At 69.0% G+C, this 20347-nt stretch carries 20 protein-coding genes; 3 read left to right on the top strand and 17 right to left on the bottom strand.

The window, feature by feature from the left end; translation table 11 throughout:
- Positions 1–15: 15 nt before the first annotated feature.
- On the bottom strand, positions 16–1116 hold the full coding sequence (gene rlmN, locus BMW85_RS44025) for a dual-specificity RNA methyltransferase RlmN (protein WP_091093504.1): 1101 nt from the start codon (positions 1114–1116) through the stop codon (positions 16–18).
- A gap of 118 nt (positions 1117–1234) precedes the next feature.
- On the opposite strand from rlmN, the gene BMW85_RS44020 reads away from it, so the two are divergent.
- Positions 1235–2254: a suppressor of fused domain protein gene (locus tag BMW85_RS44020; protein WP_245775436.1), complete on the top strand. Its 1020-nt coding sequence runs from the start codon at positions 1235–1237 to the stop codon at positions 2252–2254.
- A 12-nt stretch (positions 2255–2266) separates the two neighbouring features.
- Here the strand turns inward: BMW85_RS44020 and BMW85_RS44015 are convergent, their stop codons facing one another.
- From BMW85_RS44015 to BMW85_RS43990, 6 genes are all read right to left on the bottom strand, one after another.
- Complete coding sequence (locus BMW85_RS44015; RefSeq protein ID WP_245775435.1) at positions 2267–3106, bottom strand: phosphatidate cytidylyltransferase; 840 nt, start codon at positions 3104–3106, stop codon at positions 2267–2269.
- A gap of 132 nt (positions 3107–3238) precedes the next feature.
- Positions 3239–3796 carry a ribosome recycling factor gene (gene frr / locus BMW85_RS44010; RefSeq protein ID WP_091093501.1) on the bottom strand — a complete coding sequence of 186 codons (558 nt, stop codon included), beginning with the start codon at positions 3794–3796 and terminating at the stop codon, positions 3239–3241.
- 46 nt (positions 3797–3842) lie between these two features.
- On the bottom strand, positions 3843–4541 hold the full coding sequence (gene pyrH, locus BMW85_RS44005; protein ID WP_218156206.1) for a UMP kinase: 699 nt from the start codon (positions 4539–4541) through the stop codon (positions 3843–3845).
- A gap of 166 nt (positions 4542–4707) precedes the next feature.
- Positions 4708–5541: a translation elongation factor Ts gene (gene tsf / locus BMW85_RS44000; RefSeq protein WP_091093500.1), complete on the bottom strand. Its 834-nt coding sequence runs from the start codon at positions 5539–5541 to the stop codon at positions 4708–4710.
- 715 nt (positions 5542–6256) lie between these two features.
- The gene (gene rpsB / locus BMW85_RS43995) at positions 6257–7192 is read right to left on the bottom strand and encodes a 30S ribosomal protein S2 (protein ID WP_091093498.1); all 936 of its coding nucleotides are present in this window, start codon (positions 7190–7192) and stop codon (positions 6257–6259) included.
- Between the two features lie 410 nt (positions 7193–7602).
- Positions 7603–8295, bottom strand: coding sequence for an ArsR/SmtB family transcription factor (locus tag BMW85_RS43990; protein WP_091093497.1), 693 nt, complete (start codon positions 8293–8295; stop codon positions 7603–7605).
- Positions 8296–8370: 75 nt separating this feature from the next.
- Here BMW85_RS43990 and BMW85_RS43985 point away from each other — a divergent pair, with 75 nt between their 5' ends.
- Both BMW85_RS43985 and BMW85_RS52725 read left to right on the top strand, forming a co-directional pair.
- On the top strand, positions 8371–9726 hold the full coding sequence (locus BMW85_RS43985; protein WP_091093495.1) for an MFS transporter: 1356 nt from the start codon (positions 8371–8373) through the stop codon (positions 9724–9726).
- A gap of 444 nt (positions 9727–10170) precedes the next feature.
- Positions 10171–11136, top strand: a complete 966-nt coding sequence (locus tag BMW85_RS52725) for a M23 family metallopeptidase (protein ID WP_091093494.1) — start codon at positions 10171–10173, stop codon at positions 11134–11136.
- Between the two features lie 101 nt (positions 11137–11237).
- Here BMW85_RS52725 and BMW85_RS43975 read toward each other — a convergent pair whose 3' ends face one another.
- The 10 genes from BMW85_RS43975 to rplS form a co-directional block, all read right to left on the bottom strand.
- Positions 11238–12119: a tyrosine recombinase XerC gene (locus BMW85_RS43975; RefSeq protein ID WP_218156200.1), complete on the bottom strand. Its 882-nt coding sequence runs from the start codon at positions 12117–12119 to the stop codon at positions 11238–11240.
- A gap of 428 nt (positions 12120–12547) precedes the next feature.
- Entirely contained in the window at positions 12548–13852 is a 1305-nt protein-coding gene (gene dprA, locus BMW85_RS43970) for a DNA-processing protein DprA (protein WP_245775434.1), read from the bottom strand.
- A gap of 593 nt (positions 13853–14445) precedes the next feature.
- Entirely contained in the window at positions 14446–15984 is a 1539-nt protein-coding gene (locus tag BMW85_RS43965) for a YifB family Mg chelatase-like AAA ATPase (protein WP_091093492.1), read from the bottom strand.
- On the bottom strand, positions 15984–16337 hold the full coding sequence (locus tag BMW85_RS43960) for a YraN family protein (RefSeq protein ID WP_091093490.1): 354 nt from the start codon (positions 16335–16337) through the stop codon (positions 15984–15986). Before BMW85_RS43960 ends, BMW85_RS43965 begins: the two co-directional genes overlap by 1 nt.
- Before the next feature lie 647 nt (positions 16338–16984).
- Complete coding sequence (locus BMW85_RS50085) at positions 16985–17128, bottom strand: hypothetical protein (RefSeq protein WP_177241190.1); 144 nt, start codon at positions 17126–17128, stop codon at positions 16985–16987.
- A 145-nt stretch (positions 17129–17273) separates the two neighbouring features.
- On the bottom strand, positions 17274–17597 hold the full coding sequence (locus BMW85_RS43955) for a DUF2469 domain-containing protein (RefSeq protein WP_026215037.1): 324 nt from the start codon (positions 17595–17597) through the stop codon (positions 17274–17276).
- Positions 17598–17636: 39 nt separating this feature from the next.
- The gene (locus BMW85_RS43950) at positions 17637–18305 is read right to left on the bottom strand and encodes a ribonuclease HII (protein ID WP_091093488.1); all 669 of its coding nucleotides are present in this window, start codon (positions 18303–18305) and stop codon (positions 17637–17639) included.
- A gap of 51 nt (positions 18306–18356) precedes the next feature.
- Entirely contained in the window at positions 18357–18950 is a 594-nt protein-coding gene (gene lepB, locus BMW85_RS43945; protein WP_091093487.1) for a signal peptidase I, read from the bottom strand.
- Positions 18950–19810, bottom strand: coding sequence for a signal peptidase I (lepB, locus tag BMW85_RS43940; RefSeq protein WP_177241189.1), 861 nt, complete (start codon positions 19808–19810; stop codon positions 18950–18952). The genes lepB (BMW85_RS43945) and lepB (BMW85_RS43940) overlap by 1 nt, the downstream gene beginning before the upstream one ends.
- Before the next feature lie 148 nt (positions 19811–19958).
- Entirely contained in the window at positions 19959–20321 is a 363-nt protein-coding gene (gene rplS, locus BMW85_RS43935) for a 50S ribosomal protein L19 (protein WP_091093485.1), read from the bottom strand.
- Positions 20322–20347 lie beyond the last annotated feature (26 nt).

Genomic DNA, 20347 nt, shown 5'->3' with positions numbered 1-20347 from the left:
CGGGCGGTCGCCGGGCTATTCGGCCGCGGCGAGCTGGCCGCAGGCGCCGTCGATCTCCCGCCCGCGCGTGTCGCGCACGGTCACCGGCACGCCGTGGAACTGCAGCCGCCGCACGAACGCCCGCTCGTCCTCCGGCCGCGACGCGGTCCACTTGGAGCCCGGCGTCGGGTTGAGCGGGATCAGGTTGACGTGCACCAGTTTGTTCTTGACCAGCTTGCCGAGCAGGTCGGCCCGCCACTCCTGGTCGTTGATGTCCTTGATCAGCGCGTACTCGATGGAGACCCGCCGCTTCGTCCGCGCCGCGTACGCCCACGCGGCGTCCAGCACCTCGGCCACCTTCCACCGGGTGTTGATCGGCACCAGCGTGTCACGCAGCTCGTCGTCGGGCGCGTGCAGCGACAGCGCCAGCGTGACCGGCAGCCCCTCGTCGGCGAGCTTGCCGATGGCCGGCACCAGGCCGACGGTGGAGACCGTCACGCCGCGCGCCGAGATGCCGAGCCCGTGCGGAGCCGGCTCGACCAGCCGCCGGACCGCGCCGATCACCTGCTTGTAGTTGGCCAGCGGCTCGCCCATGCCCATGAACACGACGTTGCTGACCCGCCCGGGACCGCCCGGCACCTCGCCGGCCGCCAGCGCCCGCGCGCCCGCCACGACCTGCTCGACGATCTCGGCGGTGGACATGTTGCGGGTCAGGCCCGCCTGTCCGGTGGCGCAGAACGGGCAGTTCATGCCGCAGCCGGCCTGCGACGACACGCACATCGTGACCCGGTCGGGGTAGCGCATGAGCACCGACTCGACCAGCGCCCCGTCGAAGAGCCGCCACAGCGTCTTGCGGGTGGTGCCGCCGTCGGTGGCCAGCTCGCGCACCGGGGTGAGCAGGGTCGGCAGCAGCGCGGACAGCTTCTCGCGGGCGGCGGCGGGCAGGTCGGTCATCGCGGAGACGTCCGTCGTGAGCCGTTCGAAGTAGTGGCGCGAGAGCTGGTCGGCGCGGAACGCCTTCTCGCCCAGCTCGGTCACCGCGGCCCGCCGCTCGGGCATCGGCAGGTCGGCCAGGTGCCGGGCGGGCTTGGCCCGTCGCGGCGCGACAAAGGTGAGCTGACCTGGGGGCTGGGACACGTTGCTGCCTTTGCTTCGGGTATGGGGACCAGGGTAATCAACGTTGGGGACGGAGGTGGCATTCCTGGTCAGCGTACGGCTCGCGTCATGGTCTCCGCCGGATCTACAGTGCACACGTATGGCGATTTTTCGGTCGGCGTCCGGGGAGAGTGGCGCCGAGGTGGTTCTCGCCGTCGGCAACCCGTACGGAAGCCGCACGCTCGTCGTCGAACGGGACGAGGACGCCTCGGTAGCTTACCTGTGCTCGCCCGACGGCACCGTCCACGGCGCCGTCTGGCTGGCCAACCACCGGCCCGCCCCGGCGGTCGTGGACCTCGCGAGGATCAACTCGGGCCTGCCGCCGCTCATGCCCCGGCCCAACACGCTGCGCCCGGAGGGCCGCCGCCCGCTGGGGCAGCTCAGCGCGCTGTGGTTCGAGGAGGGCGACGGCGTCGCGCTGTACGAGGACGACGACCTGCTCGCGGTCATCCCCGGCTGGGCCGACATGAGCCGCGGCATGCCCGGATATGCCCGGGACGCGGTGGGCGAGTCGCCGTTCGCCTGGACGCTGTCGGAGGCGCTGGAAGGGCTCGAACCCCGGATCGCCAACGCCCGCTCGTACTGGCGCTGGCGGCACAGCGAGGGGTCGTGGCCGTCGTTCCAGCAGTTCGTGATGGGGCACCTGGACCGGGTGCTCGGCCCGGCCGGACGCTACTGGGACGCGAGCGGCGAGCGGCTGCCCACGGTCGGCATCACCGAGCGGCCGCCGCACGGCAAGCGCGACTACAGCGTGCTGTCCACGGTCGGGATGAGCTGCCAGCGCATGCCCACGGTCGAGCAGTGGATCGACAAGCCCGGCGCGTACGCCAGGATCGAGCTGGCCGTGGCCACCCGCGAGGACCCGAGGGACGCGGCGCTGCTCCTGGTGTGGCTGGCGCAGTATCCGTGGCACTCGGTCACCTGGCTGGGGCACGCGCACACCGCCAGGTGGTATCACGAACCGGAGACGTTCCCGCTGGGGCCGAGGTACTCGGGGGTGCTGATGCTGGCCGACGCCCCCCACATGCCCGACATGTCAGGATTCGCGTTTGGGGGTGAGGCGGTCCGGTGGCTCTGGCTGACGCCGGTCACCGCCGAGACCCTGGACACCCACGACTGACGGCTTCGGAGCTCAGAAGAACAGCGTCAGCAGCAGCCAGACCGGCACCAGCGTCGTGACCAGGGAGTCCAGCCGGTCCATCAGCCCGCCGTGCCCCGGCAGGATCGTGCCGAGGTCCTTGATGCCGAGATCCCGCTTGATCATCGACTCGATCAGGTCGCCCATCGTCGCCAGCAGCGCGCCCAGGGCCCCGATCAGCGCGCCCTGCCAGAGCGCCCCGCCGAGCAGCCACGTCACCAGCCACGCACCGACCGCCGTACACGCCACGACCGACCCGGCGAAGCCCTCCCAGGTCTTCTTCGGGCTGATGACCGTCATCCGGTGCCGGCCGAACAGCACGCCCGCGGCGTAGCCGCCGATGTCGCTGGCCACGGTCACCGCGATGAAGATCAGCACCCGGTGGGCGCCGTCCTCCTCCCGCAGCAGCAGCGGCACGAACGCGGCCAGCATCGCCGGATAGAAGAGCGTGAACACCGACGCCGTCGCGTCGCGTACGTAGCCGTCGGTGCCGTCACTGAACATCCGCCAGGTGAGCAGCACGAACGCGAACACCGCGAAGCCCGCCAGCAACCACACCGGCCCGCCCCAGTAGGCGCCCGCCTGCATCGCCACGAGCCCCGCCAGCACCGGCACGGCCGGGACCTTGATCTCGCGCAGCGCGAAGGCCTTGACCAGCTCCAGCACGCCGACGCCGACCGCGCCGACCACGACCAGCAGGAACAGCTCCTTGATCGTGTAGATCGTCCCGAGGACGAGCGCCCCCAGGATCACGCCGACGGCGATCGCGGCGGGCAGGTTCCTCCCGGTACGGCTGCCGCCGCTCGGGCTGGTGCCGGCCGTACGTTCTTCCACTGCAACTCTCCATAGGGCCACGGCCCTCGCCGGGGGGCGAGGGCCGTAGGGCAAGACCCGCTGACCCGGCGGACCACCCGGGGGCGGCCGCCGTACGGGTCGCCGGGGGGCGATCCGTGCCGGGCGCGCCGCTCAGACTTCGAGCAGCTCGGCTTCCTTGTGCTTGAGCAGCTCGTCGATCTTGGCGACGTGCTTCTGGGTCAGGTCGTCCAGCTCCTTCTCGGCGCGCCGGACCTCGTCCTCGCCCGCCTCGCCGTCCTTGACCAGCTTGTCCAGGACGTCCTTGGCGGAGCGGCGGATGTTGCGGATGGAGACCTTCGCCTGCTCGCCCTTGTTCCTGGCGACCTTGATGTACTCCTTGCGGCGCTCCTCCGACAGCTCGGGGAACGTCACGCGGATGACCTGGCCGTCGTCGGTGGGGTTGACACCGAGGTCGGAGTCACGGATGGCCTTCTCGATCGCGCCCATCGAGCTCTTGTCGTAGGGCTGGATGAGCACCATGCGCGCCTCGGGCACGTGGAACGACGCCAGCTGCTGGATCGGCGTCGGCGTGCCGTAGTACTCGGCGCTGATCTTGTTGAACATCGCGGGCGTGACCCGGCCCGTCCGGATGGTCGCGAAGTCCTCCTTCGCGACCGAGACGGCCTTGTCCATTTTTTCCTCGGCTTCGAGGAGGGTTTCGTCGATCACAGCGGCTCCCTGTCGTCTTCTTGCTGGCGGTGTCGGGCTCGCTCCGTCATTTCCCCGCGGGACTCACCAGCGTGCCGATTTTCTCACCGCGTACCGCGCGCAGGATGTTGCCCTCGCCCATCAGGTCGAAGACCACGATCGGCAGGTCGTTGTCCTTGCACAGGCTGATCGCGGTGGCGTCCATGACCGCGAGGTCACGCAGCAGCACCTCGCCGTAGTCGAGGTGGTCGAACCGGACCGCGTCCGGGTTCTTGCGCGGGTCGGAGTCGTAGATGCCGTCCACCTGCGTACCCTTCAGCAGCGCCTCGGCGCCGATCTCCAGGGCGCGCTGTGACGCGGCGGTGTCGGTGGAGAAGTAGGGCGAGCCGAGCCCGGCGCCGAAGATCACGACGCGGCCCTTCTCCAGGTGCCGGATCGCGCGGCGCGGCAGGAACGGCTCGGCGACCTGCTGCATCGTGATGGCGGTCTGCACGCGGGTCTCTACGCCCCTGCGCTCCAGGAAGTCCTGCAGGGCCAGGCAGTTGATGACCGTGCCCAGCATGCCCATGTAGTCGGCGCGGGCGCGGTCGATGCCTCCCTGCGACAGGGTGGCGCCGCGGAACATGTTGCCGCCGCCGACCACGACGGCGACCTGCACGCCCTCCTTGACCGCCTCGGCGATCGAGTCGGCGAGATGGTCGACGACCGTCGGGTCGATGCCCAGCGGCTCGCTGCCGGCGAACGCCTCGCCCGACAGCTTCAGCATCACCCGCTTCCACCTCAGATGGTTGGTGGGCGGATGTGGAGATGAGTCGGCCGCCGTCCGTGTGGATTCGTGGGCTGACTCCCGGTGGTCCTGCACGGCGGCGGCCTCCTTCATTCGGTGGATCGATCCTGGCTTCGTGGCGTGCCTGATGGTGGCTTGCCTAAGCCTAAGCCTGACCGACCTTGAAACGGACAAAGGCGAGGACTTCGACGCCGTTCTCCTCGGCGTACTTGCCGACGCTCTTCTTGTTGTCCTTCACGAACGCCTGCTGGAGCAGCGTGAAGTCGCGGTACCAGCCGTTGAGGCGGCCGTCGACGATCTTGCCGATGGCGGCCTCGGGCTTGCCCTCCTCGCGGGTCATCTCCTCGAAGAGCTTGCGCTCCTTCTCGACGACCTCGGACGGCACGGTGTCGGCCTTGAGGTACTGCGGGGCCATCGCCGCGGCGTGCTGCGCGATGTCCTTGGCGACCTCGGCGTTCGGCTTGTCGAGCTGCACCAGCACGCCGACGGCCGGCGGCAGCGCCGGGTCGGTCTTGTGCATGTAGGCGCCGATGTAGCCGCCCTCGAGAACCTGGAAACGGCGAATCTCGATCTTCTCGCCCAGCGCGGCGTTGGCCTCGTCCAGGTGCTGCTTGACGGGCTTGCCGCCGAAGGAGGACTCCAGCAGCGTGGCCACGTCGGCCGGCTTGGTCTCGAGGATGTGCGCCACGACCTGGGACGCCAGGTCCTGGAAACGCTCGCCCTTGGCCACGAAGTCGGTCTCGCAGTTGAGCTCCAGCAGCGCGGCGACCGAGTCGCCGTCCTGCTTGAGCGCGACCAGGCCGTTGGAGGCGGTGCGGGCCTCACGCTTGCCCACGTCCTTGGCGCCCTTGAGGCGCAGCAGCTCGACGGCGCGGTCGAAGTCGCCCTCGGCCTCCTCAAGCGCCTTCTTGCAGTCCATCATGCCGGCAGCGGTGATCTCGCGAAGCCGCTTGACGTCGGCCATGTTCACGGAAGCCATTGCTCTTTTTCCTCGTGGGATTTCGTCGTCGTCATCGTGGTCGTCATCGTGGTCGGATGGGCCGAGATCGGTCCGTCCGCCCTTTGTCGTCGGTACGGCGGGCGCGTGCCGTACGGGCCGTACAGGAGCCTTCGCGCTGCTCTTGCGTCCCGGTCCGGCCTCCGGGCGCGGACGCCGGGCCTGGTGGGCGCCGGCCGTTCGGCGTCGGGGCTGAGCTGGTCGCGGCTGCTTCGCTGCCATACTGCCCAGCCTCGCCTCGCCGTACCGCCCTGGCCCCATGCCCACCCCCGACCGCTAGTCCCCAGCCGGGAAGCCCCGGCTGCGAAGCTCCGGTCAGCAGCCCCAGCCGACCTCCCGGCCGCCTGCGCAGGACCAGCAGCTCCTGGTTCGCCGTACAGCGGACCGCCGGTCGGTAGTGCACCGTGATTCAGATGTCAGCTGACCCGAGCCCGGGGATCACCCCTGGCCCAAGCCATCGTGCCCGCGCCCCGACATGAGCCCATAAGCCCGAGCCCTCGCCCGAACCTCAAGCCTCAGCCCGAACCCCGAACACCGGCCCTGAGCCCGAGCACCGAGCCTCAGCCCGAACCCCGGACCGGGGCCTTCACCCGAGCGAGAGGCGACGGCCGCACCGCCCCCGAAGCGGCGGCGGCGAAGACCGTCACCATCCACACCCGTGCCCAGCCTCGCGCCTGTGCCGTGCGTTACGTGCGGGTCAGGCCTGCTGCTCGGCGTCGCCCTCGGCAGCCGGAGCAGCCGGAGCGCTCTCCTCGGCAGCCGGAGCGCTCTCCTCGGCGGCAGGAGCCTCAGCGGCGGGCGCCTCGGCAGCCGGAGCCTCGGCAGCCGGGGCCTCAGCGGCAGGAGCCTCGGCGGCGCCGGTGCCCTGCTCGATGAGCTCACGCTCCCACTCGGCCAGCGGCTCGGCGGCAGCGGGCTTCTCGTCGCCGCGAGCGGCGCCGGAGCGGGCCATGAGACCGGCGGCGACACCGTCGGCGACGACCCTGGTCAGCAGGCCGACGGCGCGGATGGCGTCGTCGTTGCCCGGGATCGGGTAGTCGACCTCGTCGGGGTCGCAGTTGGTGTCGAGGATCGCGACGACAGGGATGCCAAGCTTCTTGGCCTCGCTGATCGCGATGTGCTCCTTCTTGGTGTCGACGACCCACACCGCGCTGGGCACGCGGCCCATGTCACGGATGCCGCCGAGCGTGCGCTCGAGCTTGTCCTTCTCGCGACGGCGCATGAGGAGCTCCTTCTTGGTGAGCCCCGACGCGGCGACGTTGTCGAAGTCGAGCTCCTCGAGCTCCTTCAGACGCTGCAGCCGCTTGTGCACGGTGGAGAAGTTGGTGAGCATGCCGCCCAGCCAGCGCTGGTTGACATACGGCATGCCGACGCGGGCGGCCTGCTCGGAAATGGCCTCCTGAGCCTGCTTCTTCGTGCCGATGAACAGGATCGTGCCGCCGTGGGCGACCGTCTCCTTGACGAAGTCGTAGGCGCGGTCGATGTAGGAGAGCGACTTCTGCAGGTCGATGATGTAGATGCCGTTGCGCTCGGTGAAGATGAAGCGCTTCATCTTCGGGTTCCAGCGCCGGGTCTGGTGACCGAAGTGAACGCCGCTTTCGAGCAGCTGTCGCATGGTGACGACGGGGGCCATCTGCTGGTCCTCCAGGTCTGGGCGCCCTGCGGATGGGCGCGGTTCTCGGTTGTGCCGCGGCAGCGCGTTGTCTGCCGCCCTGATGCCCCGAACCCGCTCCAGCCGGGCACTGGGCCCGGACCGATGGGGCGGTCCGCAATGGGGCATGCGAAGTCGGCCTGTGGCTACAGGCCACCGAAAAGTCTACCTTGCACACCGCCCCTGCCTGACCGCCGGAGGTCAAACGCCCACCACCACTCCGAGGGAAGCCCTCTCCCCTCGCTCCCGGGAGAGCCCTCTCCCCGCACTCCCCGGAGAGCCCCCTCCCCGCACTCCCCGGGAAAGCCTCCCGACTCACCGCGGACCCCCTGCACCTCCCCTGGCTTCCCTCGACATCCCAGGAACCTTCCTGGGGCCCACGCGGAGACGCCTCACCCCTGCGAGCCCTCTCCGCTCCCCCCCTTCGCCCCCTTCGCCTCCCTCTCCGCCTGTTCCGCCTCAGCGCCGCGTTGCGCGAGCCCGTGGTCCTCAGTCGGCAGCCCGGGAACCGGCCTCGTGATCACGGGGAACAGGTTGACCTGCACCTCGGCGGCCCTGGCCCCGTCCGGCACCCCGGTTTTCTCCCGCCTCCGTACGGCATACGGCTCGATCAGCTCCCGGATCGCCTTATAGAGCCCCGTCAGCTCCTCGGCGGTGACCTTCACCCGCGTCCGGTCAAACACCGTCGCGTCCCGCCATTCCTCCGGCTCCGTCTCGACGCTGGCCAGGGCCCGGTCGGCTTCCTGGTTCGCCTCCCGCCGGAACGCCGCCATCAGCGCCACCTTGGCGTCCCGCACCTCCGGTTGGTCCTCGGGCAGCAATCCCACGCTCAGCGGCTTGCCGACGGTCCGCCACAGCCGCTCCCGCCCGTCGCCCCTGGGCGGCGCGTCCTCCACGAACCCGTACTTGGCCAGCATCCGCAGGTGATAGCTCGCGGCGCTGGGCGTGATGCCGGCGATCTCCGCCACCTCGGTGGCGGTCGCGCTCTCCTCCACCCCGAGCCGGTTGAGGATCTGCAACCGCGCGGGATGGGCCAGCGCCCTCATCGCTTTGGGGTCGCTGAGCCCGTCGAAGTCCGCAGTCATGCGCCCAAGGTACCCGGCCCACGTTCAAACTCTGAAACGTTGCTTTCAGAACTCTGAAGGGATACCTTCATAAATATGAAGCAAACCCTTCAGACTGCGTCTGCCTCGCCCCTGCCGGCACCTCCGCCCCTGCGCAGGCAGCGCGACTACCGCCTCCTCTGGACCTCGCGCACGATCTCGATCACGGGGTCCGAGGTCTCCAAGCTGGCCATCCCCCTGACGGCCGTCACGCTGCTCACCGCCAGCCCGACGGAGATGGGTCTGCTGACCGCCGCCGCCCCGCTCCCGGCGCTCCTGTTCGGCCTGCAGGCCGGCGCGATCGTCGACCGCCTCGTCCGCCACCGCCCGCTGATGATCGCCTGCGAGCTCGCGGCCTGCGCCGCCGCCGCGTCGGTCCCGCTGGCCTGGCTCCTCGGTCTGCTGAGCGTCCCGTGGCTCCTCGTGGTGGCCCTGGTCATCGGCACGGCGGCGGTGCTGTTCAAGTCCGCGAACTTCTCGTACGTCGCCGGAACCGTCCCGCCCACTCAGCGCGTCGAGGCGATGGCCGGTCTCCAGGCATGCCACTCAGTGGCCTCGGTCGGCGGCCCGAGCCTCGCCGGTCTCCTCGTCCAGTTCTTCACGGCGCCGCTGGCCGTCCTCGCGGAGGCGATGTCGTTCCTGGCCTCCGCCCTGCTCCTCCGCTCCATCCGTACGGAAGAACGGAACGAGCCCGCCCCCTCCCGCGGCATGTGGCGCGACGTCACCGAGGGCCTTCGCTCCGTCCTCACCCACCCCACCCTGCGCGCCCTCCTCGGCGCCGGTGTGACGATCAACTTCTTCGCGATGGCGTACGTGGCCGTCTACATCCTGTACATGGTCAACACCCTGGGCATCCCCAAGGGCCTGATCGGCATCCTCATCGCGATGGGCGGCGTGGGCGGCCTGGTGGGCGCCTGGCTCACCACCCGCCTGACAAAACGCTACGGCGAGAACCGCATCCTGCTCGTCACCGTGATCTTCTTCCCCTTCGAGGTCCTGACGGCCGGCCTCCTGAACGGCCCCCTCTGGTGGAACGTCACCGCGATGACCATCGTCGGTCTCATGACGGGCGGCATCGTGGTCGCCTTCTCCACGTGCCTGGGCGTCATCACCCTCCGCGAGACCCCTCAAGAGCTGCGCGGCCGCGTGAACGCCACCATGACCTTCGCCGTTCAGGGCGTCCTGGCGCTGGGCGGCCTGGCGGGCGGTGTCGTCGCCGACCACATCGGCCTGCGCCCGGTGATCCTGCTGTGCGCCGCCGGCATGGCCCTGACGACGTTCTGGATCTGGCTCTCCCCCCTACGCCCCCGCACCCCCGGACGCCCTCACCCCACGCCCGCCCTCAGCCCAAGCCCGGACCCCCACGCCCTCACCCGCCACCTCATCTCCACAAAACGCCACCTCTGGCCCTGACCACCCGCCCCGTACTCCTCGGCCGCGAGAACGAAGATCCGCCGACCGCCACCACAGAGATCCAAGCACCTCCCTCCGACAGTCCGGCGGACGCGAACCCACACACCGCTCCCCTGTGTGCGGCGCTGTCCACGCCGAAGGCCCCGACACCTGCAGCAGACACGGCCCCCATCCACCGATGCAGCAGACCACGAGTCCCACGTCGGCCTATGCAGCCGACGCGAGCCGCACGCGCACCAGCGCAGCAAACGCCAACCTCACGTCCACCAGCGCAGCAAACGCGAGTCTCACATCCACCAGCGCACCAGACGCGAGCCGCCCGTCCGCCAGCTCACCAGACCACCCGAGCCCCGCATCCACAACCACGGCGGGCCGTGAGCACCTTCATCCACAGAACGCCGTTCGCCGCCACGCCCCCGCCGCCCCCTGGCGGAAACTCCCGCCATGCGCTCTCACTCCAAAGGCGACCAGGCTTCCCCCATCCGCCTTCCCCCCACCCCGCACGAAGCCCGCTCTCCGCGCTTCCATAACATCTCCGCTCTCCTCCCCCTGCTTCTGACGACCACGCTCGTAGCCCCGGTCCTGGCAACCACGCTCATCACCCTGACCGCTCCCCCTGCCAGAGCCTCACCGTCGGCCAAGGCTCCACCTCCGGCCTGGCGCTGGCCCCTGGACGGCCACCCTCGCGTCCTGCGCCACTTCACCCCGCCTCCGGAACGCTGGCTGGCCGGTCATCGCGGCATCGACCTGGCGGCGCCGCCCTCCACACCTGTCCTGGCCGCGGGCGCCGGCACGGTCCGCTTCGCCGGTCCGGTGGGAGGAAAGGGCGTGGTGACGATCGACCATGAGGGCGGCCTGCGGACCACGTACCTTCCGGTCATCCCCGCCGTGAAACGAGGCCAGCCCGTCACCCCCGGCACCGAATTGGGCCTCCTCCAAACCTCCAGCCCGCACTGCCCTGAGTCCTGCCTCCACTGGGGCCTCCTACGCGATTCCCGCTACCTGAACCCTCTTCTCCTCCTCGGCCAGGCCCCCGTTCGCCTCCTCCCTTTCTGGCCCGCACCGTCCCAGGCCATCACCCCCTCGAAAAGGCTCAGCACCACCCCGCCACAACCCCTCGCCCGAGTTCGAACGCACGGCAAATCCAAACACCCTCACCCGCCACCACTCGAGGGCATGCGCCCGCACAACTACCTCCTGAGCAACTCGACTTCACCCACCACCGCTCCGACCGCGATCTCACTGCCCGTCGCCATACTCACCGCGCTTCTCCTGATCATCGGACTGCACCACCGTCGCACCTCAAACAGCCGACCACCCCGCCCTACCAGTGGCCGGCATCGCAAAAACAGTGAGGCAACCGCCGTAATAAGAGGCAGCAGCAAGCATCGCAAGGGCCCAACCACCTAGCCCTCGTCGTAAGGCCGCAAGCGACTCACACCCACTCGCCATACGCCACTGAATTCTCAAAGCAGCGAGTCCGAACCACACCAACACAACGATGGCGTCAGTCACGCCCTGGGATGAGCTTGCTTGTACGCCGCCCGCAACCGCTCGATCGAGACATGGGTATAAATCTGTGTGCTGTTCAACGACGCATGCCCAAGGAGCTCCTGCACACTTCGCAGATCCGCCCCGCCCTCCAGCAGATGAGTAGCCGCGCTGTGCCGCAGCCCGTGCGGTCCCATGTCGGGAGCACCTTCAACCTGCGCCAACGCCGCGTGCACCACCCGCCGAACCGTCCCCGCGTCGATGCGCCCTCCCCGTACCCCGAGAAAGAGCGCCGGCCCCGAACCCGCCCGCACCCAGAGTGCCCGCCCGTGAATGCACCACTGGTCCAGCGCTCGCAGCGCAGGCAACCCGAACGGCACTGAACGCTCCTTGCGCCCCTTTCCCATGACGCGAACAACGTGCCGATCCCGATCCACGTCATCCACATCGAGCCCGCACAGCTCACTCACCCGGACACCAGTGGCGTACAACAGCTCAAGAATCGCCCGATCGCGGAGTTCCTTGGGCTCCACGCCGGGGGCCGAATTCATGACTTCCTGCGCCTGTTCCTGATCGAGCACCGCCGGCAAGTCCCGCGGCGCCTTGGCGCTCCCCAACAACAATCCGGGATCCGCGTCCAACCACCCCTGCCGGTGACAGTAGGCGGTGAAAGTCCGAGCACAGGCCGCCCGCCGCGCCAAAGTCGCGCGCGCTTTCCCAGCATCATGCTGTTCGGCCAGCCACTCCCGCAGCACCGCGATATCAAGGTCCTCAATGGAACCAGTCAGGTGATCGAGCAAGCTGCTGACATCAGTCAGATAGGCCCGCACCGTATGCGGCGAAAGATCCCGCTCGAACCGCAGGTAGCGCCCGAACGCCCCAAGAACCTCGTCCCTCCCCAAACCCACCCCTCCCGGCCGCAGTAACCACAATCGATCGTGCCACCCGAAGCCGCCCCCAAACCCACCTGCCACACGCCCACAACGTCAGCTCCCCTCACCACCACCCGCTTCGCACGTACATCCCGGCCAGTGACGGCGACCGAAGCCAGCAACCCACCAACGCACACCCGCGCACCCACTCGCCACCGCCACCGCACATACCTCTGCGGTGGACGCCGGAGGACAGCCTGCCGCGCGGACTTGTTCTGTCCGCGCGGACTGGGCCCTTCGTAGCTGGCAGCTCGTCGATGGTGACGGCGTGGCCTATGTCGCTGTCCCTCGCCTCAGGCTGCTCCTGCTCCGCTCCCGATCACGGTTTCGTGCTTGTCGGCTACGCAGCGCGTGGCCAGGCCAGGCTGGCGGCCGGACTCTTGCCGGTCACCTTCCGTTCAGAGTGTTCCTTGGTGGAGCTGTGTGTTGTTCGGGTTCGTTTGTCTTGCAGGGCGTGCGGAACTCTGAGGAACCTCGTCGGGAGCGGGGAGGTTGTGTTCGCGGCGTACGAGGTCGTCCTCGTCCGGGAAGGGCGGGTCCTGGGATGGATCGGCGTCGATGTCGATGTGCGGGGGTTCGAGGGCCGCGGAGTCAGGTGCCTTGCGGTAGGAGGTCGCTTGTTTGCGGAGGCGCCAACCACCTGCGGAGCGTTCGATGTAGCCGGCGGCGGCAAGGCCGCCCAGGGCGCTGAGGGCGACGCTCAAGTCCACCCCGGCCGCGACCGCTATCGAAGCCGGACCAGCGCCTTTTCGAGTCGGTACGGCGTCCAGCACCCTCTTTGTCACGTCGTTGAGCCTGTCTCGCGCGACCGCCGGGGTGCGGGGATGTGAGACCAGGTCGTCGCCCATCACGCCGACGAGGTCGATGACCTCTTCAGGGGAGGTGACGCACACCGCCTTGCGTTCGCGGAGGAGGCGGTGGCATCCGTCCGACAGGCGGGAGGTGATGGGGCCGGGTACGGCGGCCAGGTGCCGGTTGAGCGTCAGGGCGTGGGTGGCGGTGTTGAGGGCGCCGCTGCGCAGGGCGGCTTCCACCACCACGGTGCCTCGCGACAGAGCTGCGATCAGGCGGTTTCTGATGAGGAAGCGAGCTCGGGTGGGGTGCGTTCCTGGTGGGCATTCGCTCACGATCACCCCCTGGTCTCTGATTTTGGCGAACAGGATGTCGTGACTGCTGGGGTAGCAGATGTCGACACCGCAAGCCAGCACGACGACGGTCGGGGCTCCGGCGGTCAGCGCTCCCCTGTGCGCGGCGCTGTCCACGCCGAAGGCGCCGCCCGACACGACCGTCCAGCCGGACTCGCCGAGGCCAACGCCGAACTCCGCCGCTGTGTGCATGCCGTACGCGGTCGCGGAGCGAGCGCCTACCAGCGCCACGGACTTGAGGCAGGAGAAGCGGAGGTCGACCGCGCCGCGCAGCCAGAGACCGAGGGGACGGCTCGGGCCGAGTTGGTCGAGCTGGGTGGGCCATTCGGCGTCGCCTGGGACGATGAGGCGGGCGCCGGCCCTTTCGCCGTTCTCGATGTCAGCAGCCGGGTTGGAGGCAGCCAAGCGGGCGTGCCAGGCGTTCAGACGGGCTGTCAGCTCGCCACGGGGGCGGTCTCGTCCCGTCGTCTCCTGTTCGATGAACTCGGGCGGGAGGGAGCGGGCGCGGATTGCGTCCGCCGCCGTGGCCGCTCCGTAGCCCGCCACCAGACGGCCCATGATTGGGTCGCCTACGTCCGCGGCGCGCATCAGCGCGGCGCGAGCTGCGTGCTCGGATCGAGCGGATGTGGCGCATGGCGCGGATCTAGCCGACGGCGCGGATCTGGCAGATGGCGCTGATATGGCGGACAGCGCTGATGTGGCGGATGACGAGCCGGATGTGGCAATCGTGAGAGATGTGGCCGATGTGCTCGACGGAACGGGCGTTGGTGGAGCAGGGGTCGGCCCTGGTGGTGGCTGGTCTCCTGGCGTGAGGGGTCGTGTCGGGTCACATGCCTGCCGTGGCGCTGGTGCAGGTGCGCGCTGGTGGGTGCTCTGTGGGAGGCGCTTCGTGGTGACGTCACCGGGAGGCGGTTGTTGGGAGGGCCTTGCCGGCTCTGATGTGGATGCGGCCGGTGGAGCTGGTGGCCGGGCGTTTTCGGACGATGTTGATCGGATGCTCGGCGTGCGCCGGACGGTGGGTGGCTCGAAGGAAGGGGCCGGTCGGACCGGCAGCGTCTCCTGAGGCCAGGCGGTCGGCTGGGTGGGGTGGGCTGCGATCACGGGCCACTGCGCGTGGAGGGGGCGGGGCGGGGTGCAGGAGGTGTTGTGCATCAGGAGGTCGCTCCGAGCCAGAAGTGGAGGGCGGTGGTTGTTTCGTCTTCCCCAGGGCTGTCCTTGTCGGCCAGGTCGGCCAAGGTCCAGGAGACGCGGACAGCCCGGTCGAGGCCACGGGCGGTCAGGGTGCCTGAATCCAGGCAGGCGGTCATGGGCTTCATCGCCTTGGGTGGCGGACGGTAGTCGCTGTGCAGGACGGACGAGGGGACCTCGGCGTTGGTACGCCAAGGGGTGCCGCTGAGGCGCTTGGCGGCGCGGTCGCGAGCCGCGAGCACGCGTTCGGCCACCGTCGCGCTCGATTCGGTGAACTGGCGGTCGGCCAGCAGCTCGCGCCTTGACGCGCGGGCGACGGTGACCTTCATGTCGACGCGGTCAAGGAGCGGGCCCGAGAGCCTGCCGAGATAGCGGCGTCTCGCGGTCGGGGAGCACTTGCAGGTCTCGCCTTGGTCGTCGCTCTGGGAGCAGGGACACGGGTTCGCCGCCAGGACGAGCATGAATCGGGCCGGGAACGTGACCGAGCCGGCCGATCGTGACACCGTGACGCGGCCGGATTCCAAGGGCTGGCGTAGCGCGTCGAGGACATGGCGCGGATATTCGGGAGCCTCGTCCATGAAGAGGACGCCTCTGTGGGCCAGGGAGACCGCTCCGGGACGTACGAACGCGCTGCCGCCCCCGATGATCGCTGCAGAGGTGGCCGTGTGGTGCGGAGCCACGAACGGCGGGCGGCTCAGCATGGGCGCGCTGGGCGGCAGGATGCCCGCGACCGAGTGAATGGCGGTCACCTCCAGTGCGTGGTCGAGCTCCAGGTCGGGCAGGAGGGTGGGGAGGCGTTCGGCCAGCATGGTCTTGCCGGTGCCCGGCGGACCGAGCATCCACAGGTTGTGGCCGCCCGCGGCGCACACTTCGAGAGCGCGGCGGGCTACCGGCTGGCCGACGACGTCCGCCAGGTCCAGGGCGGGGCTCGTGGCCGGAGTCCTGGGCTCGGTGAACTCTTCCGGCCCGGGCTCGGGCGCCTCCTCGCGGCCCTGGCGCAGCCACTCGACCAGTTGGCGCAGGCTCGCCATCGGGATCACCTTGACGTCAGGGACCAGGGACGCCTCCGCGGAGTTGGCTGAGGGGACCACGATCGTGGCGTCTCCGTGGTTCGCGGCGCCGAGGACGGCGGGCAGGACGCCGCGTACCGGTCTGATGCGGCCGTCGAGGCCCAGCTCACCCAGGAAGAACGGGTCCGCGATGCGCTCGGCCGGAACCACGCCCGCGGCTCCCAGGATGGCCATCGCTATGGCGAGATCGAATTGCGAGCCTCGTTTGGGGAGAGTGGCCGGGAACAGGCTGACGATGATGCGGGCGTCGGGCCACGGGTATCTGCTGTTGACGACCGCGGATCTCACTCGGTCACGGGCCTCGCTCAGCGCCGTGTCGGGCAGGCCGATCAGGTGGATGCCGGCCAGGCCGTTGCCCACGTCGGCCTCGATCTCCACCGTACGGCCCATCACGCCGACCAGGGCCACGCTGCGGGTGCGCGCCACGGCCATCAGATCACTCCCCGGATGTGGCGCAGGGCGAAGTCGCCGGCGAAGCGTTCTATGGCGATGACGTCCACTCGTACGGAGTCGAAGGCGCGGGCCTGGGCGGACAGCCACTTGGCGGCGAGCGTGCGGAGTTTGGAGAGCTTTCTGCGGTCCACCGACTCCAGGGCCGTGCCGTGGGATCGGCTGGAGCGGGTCTTGACCTCGACGACGACGAGCGTGGGGCCGTCTTCGGCGAGGATGTCTATTTCGCCGTGGCGGCAGCGCCAATTTCGGTCGATGATTCTCATGCCTTTGGCTTCGAGGTAGATCGCAGCCAGTTGCTCGCCCTGTTTGCCGAGTTCGTCCTTCTTGGCCATGCGGTGCCTCCGTCCGAGGGTGTTGCTTGGATGCGTCGGGCTCGACTTTGGCGGAGGCGGGGTGGGGGTCGTGCGGCCGAGCAGGGTTCTGGGGATAGAGAGTGCAGCGTCCTGCTGGCTGTGGATGACGGGGCGGCCAGTGGGCCTTCGAGGAGACTGCTGCGCCGACGGGTGGTCGAAGGATGGGGGGTCGTGCCGTACCGGCCGAGAGTGATGGGTCCATAGCGCGGTCAGGAGCACGCCTCCACGGCCGTAGTGACGGGAGCAAAGGGCGGCAAGCATGCTGACCTGGCGCAGAAGCGACGCTGGAAGTGCGATGCACAGGGCTGGCGACGGAACTGCTTCCTGGATGCTCGCGCCGCGCTGACAGCTCGGGCGGCATTCGAGGGCGCGCCGACAGGAGACGCTGGGGCTGGAGAACGAGGGCGCGCGCGAGAGTCAGGCGACGCGAGACACGCGGGCTGGGGCCCAAGGGTGTACGGATTCCGCGATGGTGTCGCGAGGCGGACACCACCCCGGTTCAGGGCTCAAAGGCGGAAGCAAAGGCCGATTGGAGCCGCCGACCAAGGATGCCGGTGCCGGATCGGCTTTCGACGAGGCCGACAGCCCCACGCGCGTACCATCGCGACGTAAGGCGATAGGTGGCGTCAGGCGGAGGTGACGTCGCGTGCGGGACCGAGGGCGAAGCCGCGGGCAGACTCAGGGTCGAAGCCGCGTGCGGAATCGAGGGCGACGTCGCAGGCGGGATTGAGGGCGACGTCGCGGGCGGGATCGAAGGTGAGGGTCGGCATCGGGACCCGACTGTGCGGCGGCGTCCCGTCCCCCCGCTTCAGAACAGCGCCGACCAAGGGCGCGACGAGGCCGACAACCACATGCACGCTTACAGCGCGAGGCGGACACCACCCCCGCACCAGTCGGCCAGCCGATCGGCCCCGGCTACCCGGAGAACCCTTCCTTCGGCATCTCGAGATCGGCCTTGGCCAGTTCTTCCACGTTCACATCCTTGAACGTGACCACCCGCACGTTCTTCACGAACCGCGCCGGCCGATACATGTCCCACACCCAGGCGTCCTGCATCTTCACGTCGAAGAACACGTCGCCGTTCTCGGCGGTGCGGACGTCGAGGTCGACCGAGTTGGTCAGATAGAACCGCCGCTCGGTCTCCACAACATATGTGAACAATCCGACGACATCGCGGTATTCGCGGTAAAGCTGCAGCTCCATCTCGGTTTCGTACTTTTCGAGATCCTCTGCGCTCATCGCGGTCCTCCTGTCGTACCGGTCCCCCGGTTTGCCTGCTCAGGCAACCCCGGCCCCCATTTCATTCTCACCCATCTCCCTGGCCACCGTGACGAAGGAGTAACGGTGGTCCGGGCACGGGCCGTACGCCGACAGCGCCAGCCGATGTCGCGGCGTCACGTACCCCTTGTGCTCGGCGAAACCGTACTGCGGGTAGCGCTCGTCGAGCGTCACCATCAGCCGGTCCCTCGTCACCTTGGCCACGATGGACGCGGCCGCCACGCACGCGGCCACCTGGTCCCCCTTCCACACGGCCAGTGACGGCGCCGGCAGCCCCGGCACCCGGAAACCGTCCGTCAGGATGTACTCCGGGTCACAGGGCAACTGCGCGACCGCTCGCCGCATTCCCGAGACGTTGCACTTGTGAAGACCTTTGGCATCGATCTCCCCCGGCGGGATGATCACTACGCCTACGTGGGAGACGCGCAGGATGCGCTCGTAGAGGTGTTCGCGCACGGCCGGGGTCAGGAGCTTGGAGTCGCCGAGGCCGTCGATCTGCCTGCGCAGGACGACGGCCGCCACCACGAGCGGGCCGGCGCAGGCGCCACGGCCGGCCTCGTCGACGCCGGCGATCGGGGTGAGGCCGCGGCGGGCCAGTGCCCGTTCGTAGGCGTAGAGTCCGGAATCGCGCCGGACGACGCTCGGTCGAGGGCGGAACGCAACTGTCATGACACAGGCAGCGTACGCCCCATTCGCCGCAACCCGCGACCGAAAGTCCGTCTACTTGATTTTGTCGAAAGTGTCGGGACGGGCGAACAAGTAGCCCCGCGACAGCGGCCAGTAGCGCACCACGGCCTTGCCGATGACGTCGTTCTCCGAGATGAAGCCCTTCCCGGGCTCCTCCATGTGGGCCCGCGAGTCGGCCGAGGCGCTGCGGTGGTCGCCCATCAGCCACAGCTTTCCGGCCGGCACCGTGACGTCGAATTTATCGCCGGAAGCGAAATCGCCGGGATAGAGGTAGGACGTCTCGTCCAGCGCCGTGTCGTTGACCGTGATGCGCTTCTTGGAGTCGCAGCACTTGACGTGGTCGCCGCCGACGCCGATGACGCGCTTGATGGTGTCCTCGCCGTTCCAGCCCTTGAACACCACGATGTCGCCGCGCTCCGGCTTGCCGGAGAGCTTGTTGACGAACACGCGGTCGTTGATGAGCAGCGTGTTCTCCATGGACTGCGAGGGGATGTAGAACGAGCCGACCACGAACGCCTGCAGCAGCAGCGCGATCCCCACGCCGAGGATCAGCAGCAGCAGCGTCTCGCGGAAGCCGCCCTTCTTCTTCTCTTTTCCCACACCCTCCGCCTTCTTGGTGACGGCCATCAACGCGTCCTCATGCGCCGGCGCCGACGGACCACGACCAAGGGTACGGCCAGCCCGAACCCGGCGACCAACGGGACCGCCCCGCCCAGCGCCTGGAGCGAGGACTGCGCGAAGGTGTCGGGGATCTCCAGCACGCGGGCCCGGTCGAAGGGCCAGACGATGACGAAGGCCCGTCCGATGACCTGGCTCTCGGGGATGGAGCCGCCGCCGGGGTCGCCCGTGTGGGAGCGTGAGTCGAGCGACACCGACCGGTGGTCGCCCATGACCCACAGCCGCCCTGGGGGCACGGTGACGTCGAAGAACCGGTCGGACGGCACGTTGCCCGGGTAGAGGTAGCTCTCCTCGTCGATGGGCGTGCCGTTGATCGTGATGCGGCCCTTGGAGTCGCAGCACTTGACGTGGTCGCCGCCGACGCCGATGACGCGCTTGATGTAGTCCTTCTCGCCGGGCACGATGCCGAAGGCCGTGCCGACCCACCGGAAGAACCCCTCGACCGGGTTGGACGGCTCCTCCATCTGGAACTCGCCGTCCCAGGAGTCGACGCCGGAGAAGACCACGACGTCGCCCCGCTCGATGTCACGCGTGTGGTAGACGAGCTTGTTGACCAGCACCCGGTCGTTCTTGAGCAGGGTGTTCTCCATCGACTCCGACGGAATGTAGAACGCCTGCACCACGAACGTCTTGATGATCAGGGCGAGCACCAGGGCCACTACTACCAGAACGGGAAGTTCTTTCCAGAACGACCCCTTCTTGTCCTTCTTTCCGCCCTTGGCCGATTGCTGCGTCTCTTCCGCGACCACGTCCACCTCGTCCTCGACAGGGCGGCGCGACGCGCCGGGCTCCTGGCTCTCGCTAGTCATCGCTGACGAGCCTAGATGATGTGCGGGCTCGACAAGCCTCGACCGACGTTACACCCACGCACGGGTCGCTCCACATAAAAGAAACGCCGCCGTAAAAACCGAAAGCCCGTGCCACAAGGGCACGGGCCACGGAAGAGACGAAGGGCGCTTACTTGGCGGCCGTGGTCTCGCGCTTCTCGCGGATGCGGGCGGCCTTGCCGCGCAGGTCGCGCATGTAGTAGAGCTTGGCGCGGCGCACGTCGCCACGGGTGACGAGCACGATCTTCTCGATCACCGGGCTGTGCACCGGGAAGGTGCGCTCGACGCCGACGCCGTAGCTGACCTTGCGGACGGTGAAGGTCTCGCGGGCGCCGCTGCCCTGCCGGCGCAGCACGAAGCCCTTGAAGACCTGGATGCGGGACCGGTTGCCCTCGACGACGCGTACGTGGACCTCGAGCGTGTCACCGGGGCGGAAGTTCGGCACGTCGTCGCGCAGGCCGGCCTTGTCGAGCTCCTGGATCTTCGTGTGCATGAGAGTCATTCCTCAAAGTTCGGGGG

Source organism: Nonomuraea wenchangensis (assembly GCF_900111685.1).
GTDB lineage: Bacteria > Actinomycetota > Actinomycetes > Streptosporangiales > Streptosporangiaceae > Nonomuraea > Nonomuraea wenchangensis.
Note: the sequence above shows the minus strand (reverse complement) of the source record. Positions and strands in the feature narration are given on the sequence as shown.

Bases quoted from the DNA above. Each gene is read 5' to 3' on its own strand.
- dprA (WP_245775434.1), bottom strand. From the start codon at position 13,852: ATGGGCCGTCTGGTGGCGGGCTACGGAGCGGCCACGGCGGCGGACGCA.
- rplS (WP_091093485.1), bottom strand. From the start codon at position 20,321: ATGCACACGAAGATCCAGGAGCTCGACAAGGCCGGCCTGCGCGACGAC.
- lepB (WP_091093487.1), bottom strand. From the start codon at position 18,950: ATGGCCGTCACCAAGAAGGCGGAGGGTGTGGGAAAAGAGAAGAAGAAG.
- rpsB (WP_091093498.1), bottom strand. From the start codon at position 7,192: ATGGCCCCCGTCGTCACCATGCGACAGCTGCTCGAAAGCGGCGTTCAC.
- BMW85_RS52725 (WP_091093494.1), top strand. From the start codon at position 10,171: ATGCGCTCTCACTCCAAAGGCGACCAGGCTTCCCCCATCCGCCTTCCC.
- BMW85_RS43955 (WP_026215037.1), bottom strand. From the start codon at position 17,597: ATGAGCGCAGAGGATCTCGAAAAGTACGAAACCGAGATGGAGCTGCAG.
- BMW85_RS43990 (WP_091093497.1), bottom strand. From the start codon at position 8,295: ATGACTGCGGACTTCGACGGGCTCAGCGACCCCAAAGCGATGAGGGCG.
- BMW85_RS44020 (WP_245775436.1), top strand. From the start codon at position 1,235: ATGGCGATTTTTCGGTCGGCGTCCGGGGAGAGTGGCGCCGAGGTGGTT.
- BMW85_RS43965 (WP_091093492.1), bottom strand. From the start codon at position 15,984: ATGGCCGTGGCGCGCACCCGCAGCGTGGCCCTGGTCGGCGTGATGGGC.
- BMW85_RS43960 (WP_091093490.1), bottom strand. From the start codon at position 16,337: ATGGCCAAGAAGGACGAACTCGGCAAACAGGGCGAGCAACTGGCTGCG.
- BMW85_RS50085 (WP_177241190.1), bottom strand. From the start codon at position 17,128: ATGCCGACCCTCACCTTCGATCCCGCCCGCGACGTCGCCCTCAATCCC.
- tsf (WP_091093500.1), bottom strand. From the start codon at position 5,541: ATGGCTTCCGTGAACATGGCCGACGTCAAGCGGCTTCGCGAGATCACC.
- BMW85_RS43950 (WP_091093488.1), bottom strand. From the start codon at position 18,305: ATGACAGTTGCGTTCCGCCCTCGACCGAGCGTCGTCCGGCGCGATTCC.
- pyrH (WP_218156206.1), bottom strand. From the start codon at position 4,541: ATGCTGAAGCTGTCGGGCGAGGCGTTCGCCGGCAGCGAGCCGCTGGGC.
- lepB (WP_177241189.1), bottom strand. From the start codon at position 19,810: ATGACTAGCGAGAGCCAGGAGCCCGGCGCGTCGCGCCGCCCTGTCGAG.
- BMW85_RS43985 (WP_091093495.1), top strand. From the start codon at position 8,371: ATGAAGCAAACCCTTCAGACTGCGTCTGCCTCGCCCCTGCCGGCACCT.